Source organism: Bacillus sp. AF62 (assembly GCF_050312695.1).
Lineage (GTDB): Bacteria > Bacillota > Bacilli > Bacillales > Bacillaceae_G > Bacillus_A > Bacillus_A cereus.
In genome coordinates this window covers 21339-46170 of sequence record NZ_JBNPJZ010000039.1, presented here as the reverse complement: position 1 = coordinate 46170, position 24832 = coordinate 21339, and the positions used below count along the sequence as shown (strand labels likewise).

Genomic DNA, 24832 nt, shown 5'->3' with positions numbered 1-24832 from the left:
ATACAATAGTGTAACACGCGTGCTACTCTTCGTATAACTCTTTATATTTTTTCATGTGTGCCAGTTGCTTATTTAAACCGTATTCTAACGGGGTATTTCTTTTTATCGAAATTACCTCGATAGCCTCATCTCTTATTTCATTATTATTTTTATTTACTTTATCATCCGCGCGTAAAAGATTCATACCTTTTTCCCATAATGACTGTTTACCACTAAGTAAATTGTATATACCAAGATGCGCCCCGTTCGTTCCATTTTCCCATAAGTATTCACATACATCTTCAATGTAAAGTAAATCACTTCCTTTTTCCTCACTCGTACAACGGCACTCTTTCTCGTCTAATTCTGATAAAATGAGCTGATGATACATCATAAAGGATGGTTGCCACGGTCCATATAATGTAGGAACTCGAAATACACTATATTTTAAATTCCCTTTTTTCAACCCTTCTTCTACTTTCAAAAATAGTCGCTTATTTTCGGATTCACCTGTACTACTTACTTCAATAGAAGAAATTAAATTTAACTTCACTTTTTGTTCTTCACACATTCTTATAATTCGCTTTAAATATTGTAATATGACTCTTTCATTCCGAAATCCACATTGCTGATTTGGCTCATATAAGCAAAAGTAGACAGTATCGAATCTCTCTTCCTCTACCGATCTCCATCCATCTTCATCTCTTATCGAATAATACGTAAATAACGCATTTCGCCCAATTAACAATAACTTCTCTTCATTAATTTTGGTCATACTATCGAATTCATCAAAATCAAGACCATACACTTCTACTTCTTCTGCGATCATTTTATTCACAAGGTGATAACCTACAAACGTAAGTGCACCTATTATCAGCACGCGTTCCATACCACCAACCCTTTCCCTTTGAAACAAATAGCTCCTCATTTATGTATATGGGAGCTTCACAATTCTTCTTCATATTTTTTAAAGAAATCGGTCGTTTGCCTAACCATTTTATATTTCACATCTTGCAGATGGAATAAGACAGAAGTATCACATTGATTTAATTGCCTCATTTTCTCATATCTCCGCAACTGCTGTTTTCTTCCTCTTTTTTCTTGTGTTGATACGAAAATTTTAACAGGTACACAAGATGGAAGAAGCGTAAATGATTTCTTATTTATTTTTAAATCTAATTCTTCTTCTTTGGAATCATACGCCAAACTTAATTCCTTCACGAGTCTCTTGTAAAAAAACTTATGCTCTTTCTCAAAACCCACATATTCTGGTAAATCTAAACACGGATTTAACATAACAACAGAACGAATACATTCAGGATATTTGTTCATCATTTCAAGTGCCACAAGCGCTCCCATACCATCTGCCATAATGTGCATCTTCGCATTTAACGTCTCTTTTCTCAAAACAACATCATATAAACGTTTTGCCAGACGAACAGATTGATCGTTCCCCCAATGTCTTCCGTATAAATTAGAGGAAAAGACCGTGTAGCCTTGCTCAATAAGACCATGTAAGAAATAAGATTTACCCGCATGTTGTGTCCATAAACTTGTACCATTCTCAATAAAGTAGTTATAATCACCGAGGAGCATAACAGAAAATCCATTTGGCTTCTCCGGTAAATAAATGACACATGGTTCTTTTTCTAAGTAAAAAAAACGTTCCGTAATACTCATTTTTCCCCCGCCTTATTTTCTAAACATATAAAACCACTCTTTTATAATGTATGAACGGAATGCAAATTTGCGTTGAAAAATCTACAAATATTTTTCTATATTCTTTTTTCAATTGTGTTACAATAAGGACAGATTGAACGAATAGAGGTGTAAAATATGCGTTTCATTTGGGCATTAATTTGGTCGTTCTTACTTGTACATATGATGAGCTACGTAATTGGCTCTATGACTGGCGGTACATACGACTTTAACCAAGCGTCTATTTTCTCAGTTGTTCTTGCTGTATTAGTACTCGCAATTTCAGCTGCAATTCCAAACGAGCCAGTAGAACAACACTAAAAAAAGAGTCCGGATTTTATCCGAACTCTTTTTTATTTTCATTTCACATGAACGACTAATTCGTTATTTTCTACATCAACAACTACGTGACTATTGTCTGTAATTGTTCCTGCAATTAATTCTCTTGCTAATTTCGTTTCCACTTGACGTTGTACGTATCGTTTTAATGGACGAGCTCCGTACATTGGGTCGAAACCAGCTTCTACAACAAATTCTTTTGCTGCATCTGTTAATTCTACTGTAATGTGACGTTCAGCTAGACGGCCTTGTAGTTCTTTTACAATTTTATCAACAATGCCTTTAATTTCATTCGTTGTAAGAGGTTTGAATAAAATAATTTCATCAACACGGTTTAAAAATTCAGGGCGGAAATGTCCTCTTAATTGCCCCATTACAAGGTCTCTTGATTCCTCTTTAATCGAACCATCTTCTTCTAATCCCTCTAGTAAATGAGCAGATCCAATATTTGAAGTCATAATAATAACTGTGTTTTTAAAGTCTACTGTTCTTCCTTGTGAATCTGTAATGCGTCCATCATCTAACATTTGTAATAAAATGTTGAATACTTCTGGATGTGCTTTTTCGATTTCGTCTAACAAAATAACTGAATACGGTTTACGTCTTACCGCTTCTGTTAATTGACCGCCCTCTTCATACCCTACATATCCAGGAGGCGCACCAATTAAGCGTGACACAGCGTGTTTCTCCATATACTCAGACATGTCAATACGAATCATTTGCTCTTCACTATCGAATAAAGACTGCGCTAACGTTTTTGCAAGTTCTGTTTTACCAACACCCGTAGGGCCTAAGAAAATGAAGGAACCAATTGGACGATTCGGGTCTTTAATACCAGCGCGTGCACGAAGAACCGCGTCTGATACTAGGCTTACTGCTTCCTCTTGTCCGATGACACGCTCTGATAAGATTTGCTCTAAGCGTAGTAATTTCTCACGTTCGCCTTCAACAAGTTTAGCAACAGGAATACCAGTCCAGCGTGAAACAATATCTGCAATTTCTTCTTCACTTACTTCCTCACGTAATAAACGATTTTCTTGTTTATTATGCGCGCCCATTTCTTCCGCTTCTTTTAATTCTTTTTCGATTGCAGGAATTTTCCCGTGACGAAGTTCGGCTGCTTTATTTAAATCGTAATTACCTTCTGCTTCTTCTAATTCACGGCGCAGACGTTCTAAATGTTCACGTAAGTCACGAACTTTGTGAATGTCTTCTTTTTCTTTCTCCCATTTCGCTCTCATACCACTTGCAACTTCTTTTAAATCCGATAATTCACGTTGCAATGTTTTTAGACGCTCTTGGCTACCACGATCCGTTTCTTTTCCAAGAGCCGCTTCTTCAATTTCCAGCTGCATAATACGACGCGTTACTTCATCTAATTCTGTCGGCATAGAATCGATTTCTGTACGAATTGTTGCGCACGCTTCATCAACAAGGTCAATCGCTTTATCCGGTAAGAAGCGATCTGAAATATATCGATCTGATAAAACTGACGCTGCTACAATCGCACGGTCATGAATATTTACACCGTGATAAATTTCAAAGCGTTCTTTTAATCCACGTAATATGGAAATCGTATCTTCAACAGTTGGTTCTTCTGCTAATACTTGTTGGAAACGTCTTTCTAGTGCTGGATCTTTTTCAATATATTTACGATATTCATCTAATGTTGTCGCCCCGATACAATGCAGTTCACCACGAGCAAGCATCGGTTTTAACATATTTCCTGCATCCATCGCACCTTCTGTTTTACCAGCTCCAACGATTGTATGAAGTTCATCAATGAATAATAAAATGCGTCCTTCACTCTTTTTAATTTCATTTAATACAGCTTGCAGACGCTCTTCGAACTCACCACGGAATTTCGCACCTGCTACGAGCGCACTCATATCTAACGCAAAAATCGTTCTATCTTTCAATCCTTCAGGTACATCCTTTTTCACAATACGCTGTGCTAATCCTTCAACGATTGCTGTTTTACCAACACCTGGCTCACCAATTAAAACAGGATTGTTTTTCGTTTTACGTGAAAGAATGCGGATAACGCGTCGAATTTCACTATCTCGGCCGATAACAGGATCAATTTTCCCAGCTCTCACTTCTGCCACTAAATCACGGCCATATTTTTCTAACGCTTCATAAGTTGCTTCTGGATTTTGACTAGTCACTCTTTGATTCCCCCGAACTGTCATTAAAGACTGTAATAAGTTATCTTTCGTAATATGCAATCTTGCAAATAATTGATTTATATCGCCTTTTTCTTCGGAAAAAGCAAGCAATACATGTTCGACTGAAATGTAATCATCCTGCAGTTTTTCTGCTTCTTTCCCTGCTCTTACAAGCAATTGTTGCAGAGCGCTCGTTACATACAATTTTCCAACCTCTGCACCGCTCCCTGTTACAGAAGGTTTCTTTTTAATTAAGCTTTCAGCACTTTGCTTTAATGCTTCTATATCAACATTCATTTTTTGAAATATACGTACTGCTAATCCATCTTGCTCTTCTAATAATGCAAGTAATAGATGAACAGTATCCACCTCTTGGTAATGATGAGATACCGCTAAAGATTGGGCACTCATAATCGCCTCTTGTGTTTTTGTTGTCATTTGATTTAAGTCCATCTTTACAGCCCTCCAAAAGTTTGACTTTCTTTGACCTTTGATTTGATTATACGCCAACTGACTTTTTTATACAATAATTTTGCCTATGTATTTTCAAACTTATTATTGGAAAAAGAAAAAGGAAGCATTCATTATACTGTTTTAAAAATATGGTAAATGAAATTATAATGTGTAATGACAAAAAAGCCGCAATAACGATTGCGGCTTCTGTTACGGTTTTCTTTTATATGTCCACTGACGGTTATGATTCGTGTTATCCGGAAACTTTTCACCGGCAGTTAATTGTACCATTTGCGGATTTTTCACCATACTTCCCGTTTCACCAATTTCTACATAAATACCATCATTCGGCGCTTTTTGTCCAGAACGAAACCTGCGATTTTGTCCCATTTTCATTCTCCTTCCATGACGTCTTTGCCTCATTAGTATATCCATTTTAAAAGAAAGGTTTTCTGTCATGTTTAGGAAACAGTACTACATCTCGTCCTTGTACATATATATGAATGATACAAGCGTAAGCAGGGATTTCTTTCCTACTTGTAGAAAAAAAGAAACCAACCTACTCTAGGCTAGTTTCAAAGGAGAGTCAAACATATACGAGAAGATTACATGTTCATTATAAGTCTCATCACACGAGCAATGTAACCCTTTTCACAATTTGTACATAATGAAAGAAACATTGTTTGAACTTTCTAAAAAGATGTTGACTTTTCTTAATTTCCAACGATAAATAGTAGACACCGCAGTACTTTGAGACGTAAGATGGATATATAGTGAAATTTCCATCTATGGTGATTTCACCGAGTCTAACCTCTTATTTCTGCATATTAAAAACGGAAATACAGATAGATACAAAAAAATTATTATAAGAGGTGAAATTATGAACAAACAACATTTAATCGCATTAGACTTAGACGGTACTTTATTAACAGACAACAAAATAATTTCCACTCGAACGAAACATACAATTGCAAAAGCAAAGGAACAGGGACATATTGTTGTTATTTCAACAGGACGTCCATTCCGTGCTAGTTATGATTACTATAAAGAACTTGCTCTTAACACACCTATCGTAAACTTTAACGGTGCTTACGTACATCATCCTCTTGATTCAAGCTGGGGAACACACCACTCTCCTCTTGAGCTAGCAACAGCGCAAGAAATTGTACGAGCTTGCTTTGATTTCGGCGTAAAAAATATATACGCGGAAGTAATGGACGATGTGTATGTTCGTGAAATTGATGAAGATAAAAAACATATTTTCGAATTCGGCTCTCCTAAGATTTTTACGGGAGACTTATTAAATATTTTAAACGATCATCCAACTTGCTTATTAATTGATGCACATGACGAGCATTCCACTGCAATTCGTCAACATTTAACGGATATGCACGCAGAAGTAATCGATCATAGAAAATGGGGCGCACCTTGGCCGATTATTGAGATTGTGAAAAGCGGATTAAATAAAGCGGTTGGATTACAAAAAATTTCTAGTCATTACAACATTCCACAAGAGCGAATTATCGCTTTCGGTGACGAAGATAATGATTTTGAAATGATTGAATTTGCTGGTCACGGCATCGCAATGGGGAATGCCATCCCTGAATTAAAATCACTCGCAAACCATACGACGTTAACGAACGAAGAAGATGGTATTGCTTTATATTTAGAAGAGGTTCTTGGGTTGTAATCTAAAAATTCCCTACTTATAGTTTCCTGCCAAATGTCCATACTATAAGTAGACGCAAGAGACATCGCGTCGATTGTTTTCAGCTAAATAAAGGGGGTTTTTCGAATGGGTAAAAAGAACAAATCAAAGCGTTTTATCCAACAAGGAGCCGATGCTGTTATGAAGCATGATGCAAGATTCCCGCACAGAGGTACATTAGCTGAGGCAGAAAAGGCAAGAAGTAACTCTTCTTTTGGATGGGTTTAAATGGGGAACTTACTATTCCAACAAGCTAGAGATGCTGTTGAAAATGCCGTATCTTGTTCAAGCGGTACTGAGCAACAAGATCTCGTATATAGAGCAAAAAATGCTTTGCAATCCGCTTACGCAAACTCTTCAACTGCTGAAAAAGTTCAGCTCCGTGAAATGCAAGAGCAATTGCAAAACATTACGAATGTACATTAAAAAAGAGGACCAACTTCGGTCCTCTTTAATCTTTCCGAAACAATCCGAACACCCCAACTGTTTGCAGTATATTTGTAAATGCACCTGGGTCCACTTGTTTAATAATCCTCTCCAATTCGTATAACTCGTAACGGGTAATAACCATCATTAACATTTCTTTATTTTCATTCGTATAAGCACCTGTTGCTGGTATCGTTGTAATTCCTCTTACTAATCGCGAGTGAATCGCCTTTCTTACGTCCGCCCCATTCTTCGTAACAATTAATGCTGTAATCTTTACATGACGAGTATGAATTGCATCAATAATTCTCGTTGATACATATAAAGTCACTAACGTATATAACGCTTTTTCCCATCCATATACATAGCCAGCAGCGATAATGATAATTGCATTAAAAAAGAAAAAGTATGTACCGACAGGCTTATCTTTTATTTTTGATAAAATCATGGCGATAATATCTAATCCACCTGTAGAAGCACCCCACTTTAAAGCAATCCCTACTCCAATTGCCGAAATAATCCCGCCAAAAATCGCATTTAATATGATATCATTCGAAACCGCTCTAACAGGGATGATTTCTAGAAACAAAGTCATAAATATAACACAAAGAAAACTAAAAAAGGTGAAGGCCTTTCCAACCTTTTTCCACGCTAAAATAACGACAGGAATATTAAATAAGCTAAACAATACTCCCGTAGATATGTGAATCGATAAAAAATCACCTAATATTTGTGATAATAATTGAGACAATCCAGCAAAGCCGCTCGCATACACTTTTGCTGGCGTTAAAAATAAATTCATCCCAATCGCGTTTAATAATCCTGCGATGATTACAACGATTAACTTCTTTATAAGTTCAGTATAATTCAACTTCAAATCCATTTCGAATCCACCTTTACCCTTCATAAATGCACCGCTATACATAGTCTTTACGAAAAAGGAAATGATAAACGTACAACGTTTAGAAATGGAGTTGATACATATGCCACATACGAGTGATAACGACAAAAAAGCACGCGATAATAATGCAAAACGCACACAAAAAAATGAGCAAGAGCAAAAAAATATTCAGCAAGGTAAACGTGCATACTCTAAAAAGACCGATCACCTTTGATTCCATCGTACATCAACAATTATGTTGATGTACTTTTTTACATTTTAAAGGAAAAAACATTAAAAATTCACTTCATGTTCACTTCTATATTCTACAATAGCGATAACATATTCGGATGAGGTGTTGGCATGAGAGGGAAACATATTTTCATTATTACTGCACTAATAAGTATATTGATGCTATCTGCTTGCGGACAAAAAAACGGATCAGCTACAGTCGCCACAGCAACAGACTCGACTGTTACGAAGGACGACTTCGAAAAACAATTGAAAGATCGTTACGGAAAAGACATGCTATACGAAATGATGGCACAAGACGTCATCACAAAAAAATATAAAGTACCTGATGAAGAGGTAAATAAAGAAATAGAAAAAGTAAAAAAACAATATGGAGATCAATTCAAAAAAGTATTAGAAAACAATCGTTTAAAAGATGAAGAGGATTTCAAAAATCAAATTAAGTTCAAACTTGCTATGAATGAAGCGATTAAGAAAAGCATTACAGAAAAAGACGTAAAAGATCACTATAAGCCAGAAATTAAAGCGAGTCACATTTTAGTAAGTGACGAAAATGAAGCGAAAGAAATAAAGAGTAAATTAGATGCTGGTGCTTCATTTGAAGAATTAGCAAAACAAGAATCACAAGATCTACTATCAAAAGATAAAGGTGGAGACCTTGGATACTTCAATTCAGGTACAATGGCTCCTGAATTCGAAACCGCTGCCTACAAACTAAATGTTGGACAAATTAGCAATCCCGTAAAATCATCAAACGGTTATCACGTTATTAAATTAACTGATAAAAAAGATCTAAAACCTTACGATGAGGTAAAAAACTCTATTCGCAAAAACTTAGAGGAAGAACGTACTGCTGATCCTGCATTCAGCCAAAAATTATTACAAGAGGAATTAAAAAAGGCTAATATTAAAATAAACGATAGTGATTTGAAAGATACATTTACTCTTGTTTCACCGCAAGGAAATTAAAAAAGCACAACCTTATCTTTTTACATAAGGTTGTGCTTTTTAATCTTCTATCTTATTTCTTAAAGTAAGTCCAACCTTCTTCTTGGTAAACTTTTTCTTCTTTCATCAATTTACCAAGTGCGCGCTTAAATGCAGCTTTACTCATGTTAAAGCGTTCTTTAATATCTTCCGGATGGCTCTTATCCCAAAACGGCATTGCTCCGCCTCGTTCTTCCATATATGCATAAATTACTGCCGCATCGTCTTCCATTCCTTCTTCTTTACGAGGAAGAAGTGAAATGTTAATTGTACCATCATCTTTCACGTCAATAATACGGCCCGTTACACGCTCACCGATGCGGACTTGTTCTTTTCTTTCTGTATGGTGTAAGAAAGCACGGAAATGCTCATCAGTTAGTATGAATGAACCAACTTGAAGCGAACGATATACACGTCCATTTACGTTTTTATTACGCATAGATGGCGTTGCATCTACGATAATTTCTTGCATATCACTGTCTCTTGCCGGAAGAGCAATTAAACGATCACGATTCGTTAATTTTAACGTACAATATAATTCGTCGCCTACTTCTGGCCATACCGGCATATAAATTGGGAACTCATCAGCTGGAATTAGTATATCTTTTGACACACCAATATCAACAAACACACCTAAACTAGGAATAACTTCTACAACCTTTACCCAGTTCCAATCATACGTTGTAATAATCGGTTCCTTCATTGTTGCTGAAATACGATTTTGGTGATCAAGGTATAAAAATACATCAATCGTATCGCCTTCTTCAATTTCTCCAGCTACTTCGTTTTTATGTAGGAAAATTTCTTCTTCTTCATTCCCAACCATATATCCGATTTCCGTTTCGCGTAAAACAGTTACCTGTTCAATCGATCCTATTTGCAAATACATATTTTTTTAATTCCCTTCTATATATATAAAATTATCTTTTTTATCATTCCAAACAAAAGTTAATTATAACATGATTTTTCCTGTATTTGTCCAACTGCCCAAAATTCACTATAATAAAATGAGGTTCCATGAATATAAGTACAAAAACACTTAAGTCTAGACTCGTTTTCAGCTATACTTTAGTATGTACAGTACATAACAAGATTAGAAATTTATTTGGAGGTGCTAACTATGGCAAAAGATAGTTCTTTTGACATCGTTTCGAAAGTAGAATTACCTGAAGTAACAAACGCAATTAATATCGCATTAAAAGAAATCCAAAACCGATATGACTTTAAAGGAAGTAAAAGTGATATTAAATTAGAAAAAGAAGTACTAGTTTTAACTTCTGACGACGAGTTCAAATTAGACCAAGTAAAAGACGTTTTAATTTCTAAACTTGTAAAACGTAACGTTCCAATTAAGAACTTAGATTACGGAAAAGTTGAAGCTGCAACTGGCAACACTGTTCGCCAACGTGCAACACTTCAACAAGGTATCGATAAAGATAACGCTAAAAAAATTAACAACATCATTAAAGAAATGAAATTAAAAGTAAAAACACAAGTACAAGACGATCAAGTACGTGTTACAGCGAAAAGCCGTGATGACTTACAAGCCGTAATCGCAGCTGTTCGTAGCGCTGATTTACCAATCGACGTACAGTTCATTAACTACCGCTAAAAAGAAAACTCCTCTTAATTAGAGGAGTTTTCTTTTTGTCTTGTAGAGACAATATTACAAGAACAAACCATAGAAAAAAGGGTATGTGCGGTAAAAATCGCTAAGTAAATTGAAAATAAGGAAAAGACACCTTAAGACGTTTTCCCTTCGATTTGAATTACTTTTCTTAGCAATTACATCCTAGGCCAAAGTCATCTTAAAAATTGCTATAACTCATAATTCCTCTCCTCGCCGAAACGTAACAATTTATGAGTATAAGAATATTTTCCAACCTTTAATGTAATGTAAAATTAATAAGTATTTTAAAAAATGTTAATTAAAAAAGAGTTAGAAGTGGTTATTTGAAGAAATTAATATTATGGTTTTTATTGGCCACATTCTCCCTAAATACTGTAGGATGTTCTAATAATACGAATATACTAACGGATAAGTCTAACTGTATCAACAAAGCTTGGTACAAAAAAAATATGTCATGTAATCATTTAAAAAAACATTAAATAGTTAATGATAAAGGTCATAAAAAAAAGACACTCAAAGTGCCTTCCTCCGACTTGAATCATCTCAATCTTAACAATATTTGGATGTGATTAAAAAGAAGCATAAATTGTTAATAAAGATGCAGACTTCAAAATAAAAAGTACACTAAGTAAACTCTTATTCAAAAATTTATATTAAACACTAATATTTTAGAAGCAAGTTTATAAGTGTAAAACCTACAGGGATTTCCCCTGTAGGTTTTATTATATTTCAAGTGATTTCCAAATGTATTATGAGTGGCTTTTTTCAGTTTGGTTTTCAAAATATTTTTCTTTAACCATTTTTATCAGATTTTCTTTTTCTGTTAGTTCAAATATAAATAATGCTTTTTTCATGTTATTTGCAATATCTTCTTCATTCTGTTGTTTAAATCTTAATAAATTCCATCCTTTTAAATAGTAAAGTTCACCTAATAAGTATAGAGTATTTAGATTAATAGCTAATTTGATGCCCTTATCAATGTATTTTACCGCTTCTTCATATTGATAGGTCATACCTAAACATTTCGCTAAATTAAAAATGATTTTTAATTTAATCGCTTTATCTCTCGGAAAATCTAACTTATTAAAATTAGTTAAACATCTTCCTAATATAGTAATACTTTTATCATATTCTTTATTTTCCGCATAAAATATAGACATTGTCTGCATAATATCTATTTCTCTTTCTGATAAAAAATCAACATTGGTTAAAGTTAGTTTTAATGCATTATTTAAAAGCTTTAAAGCAGTTTTTATGGATCTGTTCACCTCAAATACAGCAATTGCTTCATGCCATAGGAGAAATTGTTTATCTTCTTTTGCCTGAAAATTTTTTTCATCTTTCTCTTTTTTCACGATTTCATAAAGTTCTTTATATTGTTTTTGCTTTAAGCAATCTTTTATTACACATTTTACATTTTCTACATATTTTAACTTTTTGTTTTGAGTTAATGCAAATATATTATTTGGGTCAATACCAAGTCTTTCTGATAATTGATATAACAATATACTAGATGGATAAATCATACCTTTTTCTATTTTGCTAATTTGACTTTGCGAACATATTCCATGACATAATTCGGATTGTGATATATTTTTTTTAATTCTAAGCTCTTTAATGGTAATACCCAAATCGTAAAATTCCATTTTCCCACCTACTATTTAGTACTATATTAGTATAAGAGTATTCTCTAACTTTTAATGTAATGTAAAATTAATATAGTTGCAATTATTGTTTGTTTCAAAGGTCTTTCTCTATCCGTATTGACACAAAAACAGGCTAGGAAGAAGACTTTCTCCCTAACCTGGCCCCACCGAACAAACTTACAAATCCAATAAGAAGACATGAATATAGAGTGCGTAACTTCTCATCTCATCTACGTTTCCTTTTAACTGCAATTAAAAACACAATAAATAATACATTCACACCAACGATTAAGGAGATAAATAACCAATTCACACCTGTTTCTCCGTTAACTTTATACACGTTTGATTCTTCACGCTTTAAAACGAGATAAAATTCCCCATTTTCCTCTCTTATAATTTCATCCTCTAACAATCCTCTTAACTCTTGTTTTTCACCAATCGTACTTGCAGGTAAGGAGACTTTTTGTGTTTCTTTCGTATTATTAATTGCTACTAAAGTTACTTCATTTTTATATTTTCGTTTTAGTATGCTCATCCCGCTCTTATCATACAGTAGCTCAAACGTACCGCGTCGTAAAGACGGTCTAGCCTGTCTAAGTTCACCTAGTTTTGTTATGTGCTGCATAAATTTTTCGTCTGACTTAAAATCCATTAATCGTCTATTATCAGGTACACTTCCTCCATCTAATGCAATTTCAGTTCCGTAATAAAAATTCGGAATTCCAGGTGATGTTAACAAATATGTAAGCGCCAGTTTTAAACGTGATGGCGGATAATACATATTTTCTTTTGCAATACGCGCATATCTTTTTGTTTCTTGATCATCTAAAAACGTAACAAATTCCCCTTCTTTTTTACTCACATCGTATAACGATTTCACCGATACATCCGCTTTGGAAAACGATTCTACTATTTTTTCGTTGTATTCACTATCCTCCTTCGTCATAATACGAAAATCTTTCTTTATCACTTGCATATCTTTTTGCGCGTTATCCCAAAAGGAACGCGGCTTTTTTTCACTATGTATAACATAACTTCCATCTAAATCAACTTCTTTTATCCACCATTTCATTGCATCAATTACCTGTTGTTCGTTTTCTCCAAGCGGAAATTGAAATACAACTTTCATTCCTTTTGCATGAGCTTCTCTTACAAGTTCTTTCACATCATTGTCTGCCCCGAAATGTTCATTTACCTTTTTAAAATTTCGCACGTCTACTCCATCGTACTTTCCACTTTCAAAAAGCGGCGAAAGCATAACGGTAGTAAAACCCATTTCTTTTATGTAATCCAACCTTTTTATAATTCCTCTTATATCCCCACCTTGATACCCTTCTAAATTACCAACTTCTAACTGTTTGTCATTTTTCGGTTCTCCATTATTGAAGCGATCAATCATAATGGAATAGATAACTTCGTCTCGCCACTCTCTTTTTTCGTCTGCAAAAGTATGTATTGGTACAAACAAAACAACAGCTAAGCAAAAACAAATTAATAGTTTCCTAGTCCGTATTTTTCCCACACGCATCCCCCAAGTTTTTTAATTGTAAGAATATTATACCAATTTTCCGAATGAAACGCATATGTCGATTTCAACCCTCACAAAATAATACATGTTTGGTTTTCTAACATCACGTATATATTTTTCTGAATTTTTAGTTGATTTTTAGTTCAATTTCGAATATGATATGAAACATAACAAAATGATGTTATTTTTTCTAACATTATAGGAGGGAAAATCATGAATATGGGAGATACGGTTTTTATGTTTGTGACGACAGTAATGGTCATGTTGATGACACCAGGATTGGCACTTTTTTATGGAGGTATGGTTCGCAGCAAAAATGTACTCAGTACAACGATGCATAGTTATAGCGCAATGGCTATCGTTTCGATTCAATGGATTGTTATCGGCTATTCTTTATCATTCGGACCAGATTGGCACGGGATTATCGGTACACTTGATTGGTTCGGTCTAAACGGAGTTACCTACGCACCAAATCCAGACTACTCATCTACTATTCCTCACAATTTATTCATGATGTTTCAACTCATGTTCGCCATTTTAACTCCAGCTTTAATTTCAGGTGCATTCGCTGAAAGAATGCGATTTTCTGCCTTTCTTATTTTTATCCTTCTATGGACAACGATCGTTTACAATCCTGTCGCTCATTGGGTATGGGGCGTCGGCGGGTGGCTAAGGGAACTTGGGGCACTAGACTTCGCTGGCGGAAACGTCGTTCACATCACTTCCGGAGTTGCTGGTCTTGTATTAGCTATTTTCCTTGGAAAACGAAAAAACATAAATGGTTCTTCTCCTCACCATTTGCCATTTACAATGTTAGGCGCAGGCTTATTATGGTTTGGCTGGTTCGGTTTTAACGTCGGCAGCGCATTATCCTTAAACGACGTAGCTTTAACTGCATTTATTAATACAAATATAGCCGCTGCTGCCTCCGCTCTAACTTGGATGCTTTCTGAATGGTTCTTCCAATCAAAACCGACCGCGATGGGAGCTGCTTGCGGAGTTGTTTCTGGTCTAGTCGCTATTACACCAGCTTGCGGGTTCGTTACACCTTTCTCCGCCCTTCTTATCGGGGCAATTGGTGGTATATTATGCTTTGGCGCCGTTTTCTTCTTAAAAACAAAATTCGGGTATGACGATACACTTGATGCCTTTGGATGCCACGGCATCGGAGGAACTTGGGGCGGTATTGCAACAGGACTATTTGCAACCACTACCATAAACGGAGATGGTGCAAACGGATTATTTTACGGAAATGCCGCTTTACTGTTTAAACAACTGGTAGCAATTGGAGCAACATATGCATTCACAATAATAATGACTTATGCCATTATTAAAGTTATTAACTTCTTCCTCCCTGTTCGGGTAGATGAGCACGAGGAACATATGGGACTTGATATTTCGATGCATGGTGAGAAAGCTTATGAACATGCAGAGCGAGCAAACTAAAAAAGAGATGCAATCTATTAGTAATAGATTGCATCTCTTTTTTGCGCACCGGGCAACATACCCCACCTAGTATGACTGGAAATATATTAACGGTTTTTTGGATATATCAATGATTTTTCAAATATATCGATTGTTTCTTTCAATATATCAACGTTTCGACACAAGATATCGATTTACCAACAAATTCCGACATAACGAAACTGAAGAATACCCGCGTGTAACTTTACACATAAAAAAGACGACCGTTTCATAACAGTCGTCTTTTCCTATTTATTTCGGAGCATTTCCTACATATTGCGTAATATCAACATTTAATGCCTGCGCTAAACGCATACCGTATTCTTGATCTGCACGGAAGAAGTTACAAACAGCTAATAATTTTGTGCGTTCATTTACGTCTTTTAGATCATTTGTTAAGTTTGCAATTAAGTTATCTTGCTCTTCTTTAGAGAATGAACGGTAACGCTCGCCTGCTTGTTTGAAGTCATTTGGTTTCTCGATTTTTTCACGAGATACATAGCCTTCTACTTTCATAGTTGAATCGCGGTAAGCTTTGTCTTCAACCGGATTCTCTGCATGACGGCTCGGTTCGTAGTTGATTGTAGATGGGTTTTGATTTACTTGCATCGCACCATCACGTTGTTGATTATGAACAGCTGCGTATGGGCAGTTTACAGGAATTTGTAAGTAATTTGCACCAAGACGATAACGCTGTGTATCTGGGTAAGAGAATAAACGACCTTGTAATAATTTATCTTCCGATGGCTCAATACCATTTACAGTTGCACTTGGAGAGAACGCTACTTGTTCTACTTCTGCAAAGAAATTTTCCGGATTACGATTTAACGTCATCGTCCCTACTTCCATTAATGGGAAGCGATCTTCTGGCCATACTTTCGTTGGATCTAATGGATCAAAGTCTAAAGAGTCCATTTCATCTAATTGCATAACTTGTACGTGTAAATCCCATTTCGGGTGATTTCCTTTTTCGATTGCGTCGAACAAGTCACGAGTTGCATGATTGAAGTCTTTCCCTTGTACTTCTTGCACTTCTTTCGCATTTAAGTTACGTACACCTTGCTGTGGTTTCCAGTGGTATTTAATATAAACAATTTTACCTTCTTCATTAATCCATTTAAATGAATGGACGCCGAAACCTTCCATTTCACGATAACTTGCTGGTGTACCGTAATCAGAAAATACCCATGTCATCATGTGTGTAGATTCTGGAGTTAACGTCATGAAATCCCAGTAACGATCTGGCGTTTGAATATTCGTATCAGGTGCTGGTTTTAAAGAATGTACCATATCAGGGAATTTAATTGCATCACGAATGAAGAAAACCGGTAAATGATTACCTACGATATCGTAGTTTCCTTCTTCTGTATAAAATTTAACAGCGAACCCACGTGGGTCACGTGCTGTTTCAGGAGAACCTTGACCATGAATAACCGTTGAAAAACGAACAAATACAGGCGTTTCAGTTCCTTCATTTTGTAAAAATGCCGCTTTCGTATATTGCTTCATACTATTTTTCGTTACGAATACACCGTGAGCACCTGCACCACGTGCATGCACAACACGCTCCGGAATACGTTCACGATCAAAGTGCGCAAGTTTTTCTACTAAATGATAGTCTTCTAATAATACTGGTCCACGACGACCAGCTGTACGAGAATTTTGGTTATCTCCAACTGGAGCACCTTGGTTTGTTGTTAAGCGATTATTTGGATTCATCTAGGGGGATCCTCCTCTTTCTTTCATAGTAATTATTATTTATTTAAAATCATTATAAACTAATTATTATTCAAAACTAAACCTTTGTCAACTATTTCCTTCACTTTTTTTGAAACAATTTCAGCCAAACAGTCGATAAATGCAGATTGTGCATTCGGCATACTTGGTCTAAAATATTTGGCATTTAATTCATCAGTTACAACTTTACATTCATAATCGTTGTCATATAAAACTTCTAAATGCTCCGCTACAAAACCAACTGGGCAATATATGAAAGATTCGTACCCATGCTCTGCATATAAATCTTTCGTTAAATCTTGCACATCTGGACCAATCCATGGATCAGGAGTATTCCCAGCACTTTGCCAACCGATTGTATAGTTTTGAATATTTGCAGCTTCTGCAATTAAATCTGCCGTATGCTTTAGTTGTTCTACATATGGGTCTCCTGCTGCAATAATCTTTTCTGGCAAACTATGCGCTGAGAAAATTACGACTGCTTTCTCTTTATCATCAATTTCTGTAAACGTTTCTTTTATTTGGTCTGCCCAATACGAAATAAATTTCGGTTCATCATACCATTGTTCAATTGGTTCAATAACAGGACCACCGATTTCTTTTGAAAGACGAATAGCACGATCATTATACGCTTTAATGCTAAATGTAGAATAGTGCGGTGCTAATACGATACTAATCGCCTGCTCAATTCCATCTCGCTTCATTTCCTCTACAGCATCTTCTATAAATGGCGCAGTATGTTTTAAACCTAAGTAACAAGTAAATTCATACTCTGTAAATATGTTATTCATTGAATCTGTTAATTTATGCGCCTGCTCTTTCGTAATTTTTGCAAGCGGCGAAATTCCACCAATCGCTTTATAGCGCTCAATTAAATCTTCAAGCGCTTCTTCTGACGGCTTACGCCCGTGACGGATATGTGTATAATATGCCTCTACATCGTCTAATGATTCTGGTGTTCCATACGCCATTACGAGTAAACCTATTTTTTTCTTTGTCATCTATATAACACCTCAATTTTATAAATGAGAATCCTTTTCAGAACGTTTGTTTCCAATTATAACAAGCAATAATAAGTACGTCAAAATAATAATTCTAATTAAGTATTATTTATAAGGTGATTTTGAATTTTATATGACAATTTCTTTAATAAAAAGCGACTTACATAATTGTAAGCCGCTTTTCCCTTATTCCTTAATATTTACCCCATATTCTTTAAACCAAACGTGAATTTGTGCTAAATGAGCTAAAAGCTGTGGCCCAGTCATCAATTGACCAAACCATGGTGTTTGAAATGCACTGCCACCAGACTGAATTAATCCGTTCAACTGCTCTTTATCAAACAATTCGTGTAAAATTGAACCTTTATCCGTTAATAGATTTTGAAGCCATACTGTTACTGCTTTTGTATAGTGTGGATTGTGCGTTTTCGGATAAGGACTCTTCTTTCTATATAAGATGTCATGTGGAAGTACATCTTCTAACACTTTACGTAATAGACCTTTTTCGCGGTTTTTATACATTTTCATTTCCCAAGGAATATTCCACGCATATTCGACAAGGCGATGATCTGCAAATGGAACACGTACTTCTAAACTTGCCCCCATACTCATGCGGTCTTTTCTGTCTAATAATGTTGTCATAAACCATACCATATTTAAATAAAATAATTGGCGTCTTTTTGCTTCTAGCGGACTTTCTCCCTCTAAAATAGGAACTTCTTGAATCGACTCTTCATAGCGCCTTTGTACATATTGTTGTAAATTTAATTTATTTCTCCATTCTTTCTTTAGCAGTTGTTCACGTGCTTCTGTAGAGCGCATCCACGGAAAGGCACTCGATTGTAAATCATCTTCTCTATAAAACCACGGATATCCACCAAATATTTCATCTGCACATTCCCCAGATAAACCGACGACAAAATCTTGTTTAATTTCACGACAAAACCATAATAATGACGAATCGATATCTGCCATACCAGGCAAATCACGAACGAGTACTGCTTCAGTTAAATACTCTGCTAATTTTTCATTCGAAATGACGCAGCGATGATGGGTTGTTTGAAATGTCTCAGTCATTAAATTAATAAACGGAGCATCTGAATTTGGCTGGAACGCATTCGCTTTAAAGTATTTGTCATTATCTTCGTAATCAATAGAATACGTGTGTAATTGCCCTTTTCCTGATCTCTCGTATTCTTTCGCTGCGATAGCTGTAATAGCGCTCGAATCTACACCACCTGATAAAAAAGTACATAGTGGTACATCAGAAACAAGCTGTCTTGTAATGGCATCTTGTAATAAAAAGCGCGTTTTCTCTACTGTTTCTTCAAAAGAGTCTTCATGTTTTTTACTTTCTACATTCCAATATCTCCATATACATAAACCGTTCTTTGAAAATGTCATCGCATGACCTGGACGTAATTCTTTTATACCAGCATAAATACCATGGCCAGGCGTTCTTGACGGTCCGAGGCCGAATATTTCGGATAACCCTTCTAACGTTACTTCCGCCTTCACATCTGGATGAGCCAGTATCGCTTTTAACTCTGAACCAAATAGTAATCGCCCACTATCATATTTATAAAATAGCGGTTTTACACCTAGTCGATCTCGCGCAATAAATACTTGTTCTTTCTGTTCATCCCATACAGCAAACGCATATATACCGTTTAAATGATCGACACATTCTTCTTTCCATTCAATATAAGAAGCTAATAATACTTCTGTATCAGAATGACCTTTGAACGTATATCCTCTTCTTAATAATTCCTTTCGAATGTCTTCTGTGTTATAAAGTTCACCGTTATAGCAAATGGCGTAATTCGTTTCATCTTTTAAACAAGTCATCGGTTGTTTCCCGCCCTCAGGGTCCACAACGATTAAACGTTTATGCCCAAATGCGACATTGCCTTTAATCCAAACTTTATTATCATCCGGCCCACGTTTGGCTAACGTCTCAGCCATCTTCGTAACGACATCTCTTTCTCCTTCTAATGAGCGTTTATAATCCACCCATCCTGTAATCCCGCACATATAAATCATCCTTCCATCTTATTTCTTTTCTTGAACGTGCAGTAATCCCCACCCTAAGAGTGCGGATCAAAAAATGGAAAACTTGACGATAACCTACTATCCACATATGGAATAGCATTCTCACTCAGTAAAACGTGTTTTATTGTATGCCCACCTATGTCTAGATGTGTCTAGTTATAAAGAATGCACGAACTGTCTATAACAGGAATAACTACTTTTTATAAAGGAGAAATCATGTATGATACAACGTAACCATATTTTATATAACCAGCCCCGCGCTCATACAGTCGGTAATGTAGAATATATAAACAATGAATGGGTATTCTTTGATGATGAAAATGATGAAGCATTTTTATTAGAAGATATTGCCGAAGATGGTTTTGAGATTTTATATAACAACAACTGGCTACCAGCTCGTTTCTATGAACAAGATATATTACAAATCGCCAACGAACAGCACCACCTGCAAAACGGGGAAATGATACGTATTCGAAAAAAATTACTTCTTAGCTATAATGAATGGCTCGAGGAATTACCTGACTCTGCGTTCACATTATTAACCGAATCATTGCAATCACTTCACTACTCTTTATATGATTGCATGTATTGTCATAATTATTTATCTTTCTTACCGAAAGAGGAGTCACGCGAAGGAGTAAATATTCTTTTGTTTGATAACGAAGAGATGATCTGTACACTACAGCATCATTTCGTCCGTCACACTACATCCAATAAAAACATGTTCCGTTTTACGAAAGTAAATGGAGAAGAGTTACATATCGATGCGACATAAAAAGTAAAAACCACCTTAGCTCCCAAGTCTTTGAGATTATAAGGTGGTTTTATTTTCTTTATTAGAATACTTGCCAACCAATCGGTAATTTCAGTCCAAGGTAAAATACTGCTACTAATGCAACAATAAATAGCCCCCAAACTGCCCCTGTTGCTTTGTTCTTGCTCATTTTCACAAGAACCATTTCCATTCCACCGATAACTAAAATACCAGCTATCATTTTTAAACCATACCACATGTGCATGTTACTTGTTGCAGTCTTCATAATCCCCATGTACAACATGAAACCTGTCACAATAATGATAATGTACATAAGACGAAGCCCCATATGTACACCTTTACCTTTTCTTCCTGCTGAATAAAGTGAATACGCAACGAAGAATAAAATTAAACCTAACGCCCATGCTGTAATATGCATATGTACCATCGTATCCCTTACCTCCTCTTTTCACACTTTTTCACTCTATATGATAACATGTTCATTTATTTTCAGGAAATGTTTCGCTTTTTTACATTTAAATGCTATAATATTTAGAGTATTTACAAACTTCTTGTAATAACAAAAGGGGGAACAATCATGATTCAAACTAAGGATATTATCGAACTTACAGACACATATGGAGCAAATAACTATCACCCACTTCCAATCGTTATTTCTAAAGCAGAAGGTGTTTGGGTAGAAGATCCTGAAGGAAACCGCTATATGGACTTATTAAGTGCATATTCTGCAGTAAACCAAGGTCATCGTCACCCGAAAATTATTAACGCTTTAATTGACCAAGCTAATCGTGTTACGTTAACTTCTCGTGCTTTCCATAGCGATCAATTAGGTCCTTGGTACGAAAAAGTTGCGAAACTAACTAATAAAGAAATGGTACTTCCAATGAATACAGGTGCTGAAGCTGTTGAAACTGCAATTAAAACAGTTCGTCGCTGGGCTTATGATGTGAAGAAAGTAGAAGCAAACCGTGCTGAAATCATCGTTTGTGAAGATAACTTCCACGGACGTACAATGGGTTCTGTTTCTATGTCTTCAAATGAAGAGTACAAGCGTGGATTTGGTCCAATGCTTCCTGGCATCGTTGTAATTCCTTACGGTGATTTAGAAGCATTAAAAGCCGCAATTACACCAAACACAGCAGCATTCATTTTAGAGCCAATTCAAGGTGAAGCAGGAATTAACATCCCACCAGCTGGTTACTTAAAAGAAGCTCTTGAAGTATGTAAAAAAGAAAACGTTTTATTCGTAGCAGATGAAATCCAAACAGGCTTAGGCCGTACTGGTAAAGTATTCGCTTGTGACTGGGACGATGTAACTCCTGACATGTACATACTTGGTAAAGCCCTTGGTGGCGGTGTATTCCCGATCTCTTGTGTTGCAGCAAACCGCGACATTTTAGGTGTATTTGAGCCAGGTTCTCATGGTTCTACATTCGGCGGTAACCCACTTGCATGTGCTGTTTCTATCGCAGCTCTTGAAGTTTTAGAAGAAGAAAAATTAACAGAGCGTTCTCTTCAATTAGGAGAAAAATTAGTTGGGCAATTAAAAGAAATTGATAACCCAATGATCACTGAAGTTCGCGGTAAAGGTTTATTCATCGGTATCGAATTAAACGAGCCAGCTCGTCCTTACTGTGAACAACTAAAAGCAGCTGGTCTACTATGTAAAGAAACACACGAAAACGTAATTCGTATCGCACCACCTCTAGTAATCTCTGAAGAAGATTTAGAGTGGGCATTCCAAAAAATTAAAGCTGTATTATCGTAATAATAGAGAGGTTGTCCAACATGTTGGGACAACCTCTTTCTTTTTATATTCAATTATATTAAGGTAAAATTGTAATTTTCTGTATTTTAAATTCATAAAGGAGGTGCGATATGCTACTAAGATATGGTAAACATATTAACTATTTAGCTACAGCGTTTATTTTAGTTACATTCTTTAGTTTCCTACTTTCCACAACATGGCTTCATTACTCAACTCCTACTACACTCACACTACTGAAAGCATCATTTTGGACTGCTGTTATTCTTACTATTATTGGATTTGGACGAGAAAAAAGCGCACTTGCGGTTATATTATTTGGCATTTGTACACTTGCATTAATTGGTCTTTACACTTTTGCCGTTATCGATTATCTCTATAATCCGAGACCATAGAAAAGAGCTATCTTTATACAAGATAGCTCTTTTCTCATTTCACTACATTTCGCAAAGTACCAATTCTTTCCACTGTAATGACCACTTCATCACCAGCATGTAAAAACCTCGGTGGTGTAAAACCTTTTCCGACACCAGCCGGCGTTCCTGTTGCGATAATATCGCCTGGTTCTAAAGTCATTCCTTTGCTTATCGTTGAAATAATTTCTTCTATTGAAAAAATCATTTTATTTGTGTTGGAAGTTTGCCTTACTTCTCCATTTACTACCGTTTCAATGTGTAATGCATTCGGCGTTTCAACCACCGATTTATGAATTAAATACGGTCCCATCGGACAAAATGTATCGAAGCTTTTCCCAAGGAAAAACTGTTTATGTTTTCTTTGAATGTCTCGAGCTGTTACATCATTTATAATCGTATAACCAAAAACATGCTCAAGCGCTTTTTCTTTTTTAATTTGCTTCCCTCGCTTACCAATAATGATAGCTAGTTCTCCTTCGTAATCTAGTTCGTCCGTTGCGTGAGGGTGACCATTAATTTGCTCATTTATGCCAATAACTGTTGTTGGTGCTTTCGTAAAGATCATTATATTTTCTGGAATAGACTCTACTCCGCCCATTTCTACCGCATGCTCACGATAGTTTTTTCCAACGCACAAAATATTCTTTCTTGGCCTTGGAATCGGCGCTAATATTCTCACCTCTGTTAACGGATAATACGCCGCTTCTCCGTTCTCTTTTGCCCAATTTACAATTTCACATACTTTCTCAAAACATTCAGTCCCTCTTTCAATACACTCTAACATTGTAATAGGGATTGTAACCTTTTCCCCTTTTTGTCTTTGCGCTTCTCTTAAGTGTAATACCTTTTCTTCTTCTTCATCCACAATACCTACAAATACCTTTTCTTCTTTCTTCGCCGTTACAAAACGCAATATTTCCACTCTCCATCCTAAAACTCATGCCCTTTAATTGTATTCGCATCCGCAAGAAAAAAACCTTCTCATGCACGCTAATTTTTACAATATTCTTCTCGCATCTTATTCGTTACTTATTCATTATTTAGCATAAAATGTAGAAATTTTACTTTTTTTAGCGAAGGCATTTCTTTTTTATGATTTTTTTGTATAATATGTACTACATATATACTAAAAATTTCATTTAGAGATGGAGCCGATTTCAATGTTTGAGCAAGCTATTGAAAAAAAACGTGAAAAAATGATCTATTTTGCTGAACGCTATGGAATGACTTCTCAAAGAACAGTGGATTGTAGCCAAGAACTGGACAGGCTCTTAAATGTAATTTGTCATGTACATACGGATTTACACCCTACTCAAACGTTCAACACACACACGCAATAACGCGTGTGTTTCTTTTATTTCAAAAAAACACACATTTTATTGGAAACGCCCATACAATAGTAGAAAAGAAAATTTTAAAAACGAAGGGTGTTTTGTATGCCAGCTATGGTCGGACATATTCGTATCGTCAATATTGGATCAAGTGGTATTTTTCATATTGGAGATGTATTTGCGATTAGGCCTATTAGTTACTCACGTGCTTTCGCCGGGGCCGGTTCTTTCAACGTTGGAGATAATGTTTCTGTCTACAATTATCAAAGTGCAACGACTGTCAACGATTCAGATGTAATCGATCAAGCGATAATTGGCTCAACTTAAAGGAGGCAATTGAATTGAATTTTTATGTAAACCAAAGTATCATCATCAACAGTATTAAAATTGATAGCATCACAACCTCTTCTGTATTCCAAATTGGTACTGCCGGAAGTATTAAAGCCCTATCTAAATTTTCAAATACAGGCGGATTTACGGAGCCACTTCGCCCATTACAGGCAAAAGGACAAATTATTTCTATCAAACCATCAACTAGTTCTTCTTAAGACATCCTTGTCATAAATATATAGCAGGAATATTTTTACCCTCCCTATT

Annotated in this window: 27 protein-coding genes; 14 read left to right on the top strand and 13 right to left on the bottom strand. The window is 35.7% G+C overall.

What is annotated here, in order from left to right:
• Positions 1-22: 22 nt before the first annotated feature.
• The gene (locus ACQRBL_RS05595; RefSeq protein WP_000487723.1) at positions 23-895 is read right to left on the bottom strand and encodes an NAD-dependent epimerase/dehydratase family protein; all 873 of its coding nucleotides are present in this window, start codon (positions 893-895) and stop codon (positions 23-25) included.
• Between the two features lie 29 nt (positions 896-924).
• On the bottom strand, positions 925-1659 hold the full coding sequence (locus ACQRBL_RS05590) for a hydrolase (RefSeq protein ID WP_000028690.1): 735 nt from the start codon (positions 1657-1659) through the stop codon (positions 925-927).
• 156 nt (positions 1660-1815) lie between these two features.
• On the opposite strand from ACQRBL_RS05590, the gene ACQRBL_RS05585 reads away from it, so the two are divergent.
• Positions 1816-1998: a YjzD family protein gene (locus ACQRBL_RS05585; protein ID WP_001211116.1), complete on the top strand. Its 183-nt coding sequence runs from the start codon at positions 1816-1818 to the stop codon at positions 1996-1998.
• 38 nt (positions 1999-2036) lie between these two features.
• On the opposite strand, the gene clpB is transcribed toward ACQRBL_RS05585, so the two are convergent.
• Together clpB and ACQRBL_RS05575 are read right to left on the bottom strand one after the other, a co-directional pair.
• Positions 2037-4637, bottom strand: coding sequence for an ATP-dependent chaperone ClpB (gene clpB, locus ACQRBL_RS05580; protein ID WP_411996305.1), 2601 nt, complete (start codon positions 4635-4637; stop codon positions 2037-2039).
• A 210-nt stretch (positions 4638-4847) separates the two neighbouring features.
• Positions 4848-5027 carry a YjzC family protein gene (locus ACQRBL_RS05575; RefSeq protein WP_000531422.1) on the bottom strand — a complete coding sequence of 60 codons (180 nt, stop codon included), beginning with the start codon at positions 5025-5027 and terminating at the stop codon, positions 4848-4850.
• A 490-nt stretch (positions 5028-5517) separates the two neighbouring features.
• Here ACQRBL_RS05575 and ACQRBL_RS05570 point away from each other — a divergent pair, with 490 nt between their 5' ends.
• From ACQRBL_RS05570 to ACQRBL_RS05560, 3 genes are all read left to right on the top strand, one after another.
• On the top strand, positions 5518-6327 hold the full coding sequence (locus tag ACQRBL_RS05570) for a Cof-type HAD-IIB family hydrolase (RefSeq protein WP_001041231.1): 810 nt from the start codon (positions 5518-5520) through the stop codon (positions 6325-6327).
• A gap of 105 nt (positions 6328-6432) precedes the next feature.
• On the top strand, positions 6433-6573 hold the full coding sequence (locus tag ACQRBL_RS05565; protein ID WP_411996304.1) for a competence protein: 141 nt from the start codon (positions 6433-6435) through the stop codon (positions 6571-6573).
• Positions 6574-6771 carry a DUF3813 domain-containing protein gene (locus ACQRBL_RS05560; RefSeq protein ID WP_000527408.1) on the top strand — a complete coding sequence of 66 codons (198 nt, stop codon included), beginning with the start codon at positions 6574-6576 and terminating at the stop codon, positions 6769-6771. It begins immediately after the preceding gene.
• A gap of 25 nt (positions 6772-6796) precedes the next feature.
• Here ACQRBL_RS05560 and ACQRBL_RS05555 read toward each other — a convergent pair whose 3' ends face one another.
• A complete protein-coding gene (locus tag ACQRBL_RS05555) occupies positions 6797-7654 on the bottom strand; it encodes a YitT family protein (protein WP_000364431.1) in 858 nt (285 codons plus the stop codon).
• Between the two features lie 100 nt (positions 7655-7754).
• Between ACQRBL_RS05555 and ACQRBL_RS05550 the strand changes: the two genes are divergently transcribed.
• On the top strand, positions 7755-7886 hold the full coding sequence (locus tag ACQRBL_RS05550) for a DUF3941 domain-containing protein (RefSeq protein ID WP_001120851.1): 132 nt from the start codon (positions 7755-7757) through the stop codon (positions 7884-7886).
• A 128-nt stretch (positions 7887-8014) separates the two neighbouring features.
• Complete coding sequence (prsA, locus tag ACQRBL_RS05545) at positions 8015-8872, top strand: peptidylprolyl isomerase PrsA (RefSeq protein ID WP_001214221.1); 858 nt, start codon at positions 8015-8017, stop codon at positions 8870-8872.
• Between the two features lie 52 nt (positions 8873-8924).
• Here the strand turns inward: prsA and ACQRBL_RS05540 are convergent, their stop codons facing one another.
• Positions 8925-9779, bottom strand: coding sequence for a CvfB family protein (locus ACQRBL_RS05540; RefSeq protein ID WP_000281259.1), 855 nt, complete (start codon positions 9777-9779; stop codon positions 8925-8927).
• 231 nt (positions 9780-10010) lie between these two features.
• On the opposite strand from ACQRBL_RS05540, the gene ACQRBL_RS05535 reads away from it, so the two are divergent.
• Positions 10011-10502: a YajQ family cyclic di-GMP-binding protein gene (locus ACQRBL_RS05535; RefSeq protein ID WP_001040146.1), complete on the top strand. Its 492-nt coding sequence runs from the start codon at positions 10011-10013 to the stop codon at positions 10500-10502.
• Positions 10503-11269: 767 nt separating this feature from the next.
• Here ACQRBL_RS05535 and ACQRBL_RS05530 read toward each other — a convergent pair.
• Positions 11270-12166 carry a helix-turn-helix domain-containing protein gene (locus ACQRBL_RS05530; protein ID WP_000397875.1) on the bottom strand — a complete coding sequence of 299 codons (897 nt, stop codon included), beginning with the start codon at positions 12164-12166 and terminating at the stop codon, positions 11270-11272.
• A gap of 226 nt (positions 12167-12392) precedes the next feature.
• Entirely contained in the window at positions 12393-13694 is a 1302-nt protein-coding gene (locus tag ACQRBL_RS05525) for an alpha-amylase family glycosyl hydrolase (protein ID WP_098377251.1), read from the bottom strand.
• A 213-nt stretch (positions 13695-13907) separates the two neighbouring features.
• Between ACQRBL_RS05525 and ACQRBL_RS05520 the strand changes: the two genes are divergently transcribed.
• On the top strand, positions 13908-15140 hold the full coding sequence (locus ACQRBL_RS05520; protein ID WP_001055850.1) for an ammonium transporter: 1233 nt from the start codon (positions 13908-13910) through the stop codon (positions 15138-15140).
• 270 nt (positions 15141-15410) lie between these two features.
• On the opposite strand, the gene katB is transcribed toward ACQRBL_RS05520, so the two are convergent.
• The 3 genes from katB to asnB form a co-directional block, all read right to left on the bottom strand.
• Positions 15411-16877: a catalase KatB gene (gene katB, locus ACQRBL_RS05515; protein ID WP_411996303.1), complete on the bottom strand. Its 1467-nt coding sequence runs from the start codon at positions 16875-16877 to the stop codon at positions 15411-15413.
• A gap of 59 nt (positions 16878-16936) precedes the next feature.
• A complete protein-coding gene (gene hemH, locus ACQRBL_RS05510) occupies positions 16937-17896 on the bottom strand; it encodes a ferrochelatase (protein WP_065482681.1) in 960 nt (319 codons plus the stop codon).
• Between the two features lie 186 nt (positions 17897-18082).
• Positions 18083-19930 (bottom strand): asparagine synthase (glutamine-hydrolyzing), encoded by a 1848-nt coding sequence (gene asnB / locus ACQRBL_RS05505; protein ID WP_411996302.1) that lies wholly within the window; start codon positions 19928-19930, stop codon positions 18083-18085.
• Positions 19931-20168: 238 nt separating this feature from the next.
• Here asnB and ACQRBL_RS05500 point away from each other — a divergent pair, with 238 nt between their 5' ends.
• Positions 20169-20723 (top strand): DUF2777 domain-containing protein, encoded by a 555-nt coding sequence (locus tag ACQRBL_RS05500; RefSeq protein ID WP_377894985.1) that lies wholly within the window; start codon positions 20169-20171, stop codon positions 20721-20723.
• Positions 20724-20784: 61 nt separating this feature from the next.
• On the opposite strand, the gene ACQRBL_RS05495 is transcribed toward ACQRBL_RS05500, so the two are convergent.
• A complete protein-coding gene (locus ACQRBL_RS05495; protein WP_000233490.1) occupies positions 20785-21150 on the bottom strand; it encodes a YisL family protein in 366 nt (121 codons plus the stop codon).
• A gap of 150 nt (positions 21151-21300) precedes the next feature.
• Here ACQRBL_RS05495 and rocD point away from each other — a divergent pair, with 150 nt between their 5' ends.
• Both rocD and ACQRBL_RS05485 read left to right on the top strand, forming a co-directional pair.
• Positions 21301-22491, top strand: a complete 1191-nt coding sequence (rocD, locus tag ACQRBL_RS05490; RefSeq protein ID WP_000616660.1) for an ornithine aminotransferase — start codon at positions 21301-21303, stop codon at positions 22489-22491.
• Positions 22492-22601: 110 nt separating this feature from the next.
• Complete coding sequence (locus ACQRBL_RS05485) at positions 22602-22883, top strand: hypothetical protein (RefSeq protein WP_000926859.1); 282 nt, start codon at positions 22602-22604, stop codon at positions 22881-22883.
• 34 nt (positions 22884-22917) lie between these two features.
• Here ACQRBL_RS05485 and ACQRBL_RS05480 read toward each other — a convergent pair whose 3' ends face one another.
• Positions 22918-23817 (bottom strand): fumarylacetoacetate hydrolase family protein, encoded by a 900-nt coding sequence (locus ACQRBL_RS05480; protein WP_001213080.1) that lies wholly within the window; start codon positions 23815-23817, stop codon positions 22918-22920.
• Between the two features lie 247 nt (positions 23818-24064).
• On the opposite strand from ACQRBL_RS05480, the gene ACQRBL_RS05475 reads away from it, so the two are divergent.
• The 3 genes from ACQRBL_RS05475 to gerPB all read left to right on the top strand — a co-directional run bounded on the left by ACQRBL_RS05475 (position 24065) and on the right by gerPB (position 24783).
• The gene (locus ACQRBL_RS05475) at positions 24065-24244 is read left to right on the top strand and encodes an aspartyl-phosphate phosphatase Spo0E family protein (protein ID WP_000462857.1); all 180 of its coding nucleotides are present in this window, start codon (positions 24065-24067) and stop codon (positions 24242-24244) included.
• Between the two features lie 96 nt (positions 24245-24340).
• Complete coding sequence (gerPA, locus tag ACQRBL_RS05470) at positions 24341-24562, top strand: spore germination protein GerPA (RefSeq protein ID WP_001111187.1); 222 nt, start codon at positions 24341-24343, stop codon at positions 24560-24562.
• Positions 24563-24576: 14 nt separating this feature from the next.
• Positions 24577-24783, top strand: a complete 207-nt coding sequence (gene gerPB, locus ACQRBL_RS05465; protein ID WP_001012508.1) for a spore germination protein GerPB — start codon at positions 24577-24579, stop codon at positions 24781-24783.
• Positions 24784-24832 lie beyond the last annotated feature (49 nt).

Bases quoted from the DNA above. Each gene is read 5' to 3' on its own strand.
- ACQRBL_RS05500 (WP_377894985.1), top strand. From the start codon at position 20,169: ATGATACAACGTAACCATATTTTATATAACCAGCCCCGCGCTCATACA.
- ACQRBL_RS05520 (WP_001055850.1), top strand. From the start codon at position 13,908: ATGAATATGGGAGATACGGTTTTTATGTTTGTGACGACAGTAATGGTC.
- ACQRBL_RS05590 (WP_000028690.1), bottom strand. From the start codon at position 1,659: ATGAGTATTACGGAACGTTTTTTTTACTTAGAAAAAGAACCATGTGTC.
- ACQRBL_RS05540 (WP_000281259.1), bottom strand. From the start codon at position 9,779: ATGTATTTGCAAATAGGATCGATTGAACAGGTAACTGTTTTACGCGAA.
- ACQRBL_RS05530 (WP_000397875.1), bottom strand. From the start codon at position 12,166: ATGGAATTTTACGATTTGGGTATTACCATTAAAGAGCTTAGAATTAAA.
- ACQRBL_RS05535 (WP_001040146.1), top strand. From the start codon at position 10,011: ATGGCAAAAGATAGTTCTTTTGACATCGTTTCGAAAGTAGAATTACCT.
- katB (WP_411996303.1), bottom strand. From the start codon at position 16,877: ATGAATCCAAATAATCGCTTAACAACAAACCAAGGTGCTCCAGTTGGA.
- ACQRBL_RS05485 (WP_000926859.1), top strand. From the start codon at position 22,602: ATGCTACTAAGATATGGTAAACATATTAACTATTTAGCTACAGCGTTT.
- ACQRBL_RS05555 (WP_000364431.1), bottom strand. From the start codon at position 7,654: ATGGATTTGAAGTTGAATTATACTGAACTTATAAAGAAGTTAATCGTT.
- ACQRBL_RS05560 (WP_000527408.1), top strand. From the start codon at position 6,574: ATGGGGAACTTACTATTCCAACAAGCTAGAGATGCTGTTGAAAATGCC.
- rocD (WP_000616660.1), top strand. From the start codon at position 21,301: ATGATTCAAACTAAGGATATTATCGAACTTACAGACACATATGGAGCA.
- hemH (WP_065482681.1), bottom strand. From the start codon at position 17,896: ATGACAAAGAAAAAAATAGGTTTACTCGTAATGGCGTATGGAACACCA.
- gerPA (WP_001111187.1), top strand. From the start codon at position 24,341: ATGCCAGCTATGGTCGGACATATTCGTATCGTCAATATTGGATCAAGT.
- ACQRBL_RS05565 (WP_411996304.1), top strand. From the start codon at position 6,433: ATGGGTAAAAAGAACAAATCAAAGCGTTTTATCCAACAAGGAGCCGAT.
- ACQRBL_RS05570 (WP_001041231.1), top strand. From the start codon at position 5,518: ATGAACAAACAACATTTAATCGCATTAGACTTAGACGGTACTTTATTA.
- asnB (WP_411996302.1), bottom strand. From the start codon at position 19,930: ATGTGCGGGATTACAGGATGGGTGGATTATAAACGCTCATTAGAAGGA.
- ACQRBL_RS05585 (WP_001211116.1), top strand. From the start codon at position 1,816: ATGCGTTTCATTTGGGCATTAATTTGGTCGTTCTTACTTGTACATATG.
- prsA (WP_001214221.1), top strand. From the start codon at position 8,015: ATGAGAGGGAAACATATTTTCATTATTACTGCACTAATAAGTATATTG.
- ACQRBL_RS05575 (WP_000531422.1), bottom strand. From the start codon at position 5,027: ATGGGACAAAATCGCAGGTTTCGTTCTGGACAAAAAGCGCCGAATGAT.
- clpB (WP_411996305.1), bottom strand. From the start codon at position 4,637: ATGGACTTAAATCAAATGACAACAAAAACACAAGAGGCGATTATGAGT.
- ACQRBL_RS05475 (WP_000462857.1), top strand. From the start codon at position 24,065: ATGTTTGAGCAAGCTATTGAAAAAAAACGTGAAAAAATGATCTATTTT.
- ACQRBL_RS05495 (WP_000233490.1), bottom strand. From the start codon at position 21,150: ATGGTACATATGCATATTACAGCATGGGCGTTAGGTTTAATTTTATTC.
- ACQRBL_RS05525 (WP_098377251.1), bottom strand. From the start codon at position 13,694: ATGCGTGTGGGAAAAATACGGACTAGGAAACTATTAATTTGTTTTTGC.
- ACQRBL_RS05550 (WP_001120851.1), top strand. From the start codon at position 7,755: ATGCCACATACGAGTGATAACGACAAAAAAGCACGCGATAATAATGCA.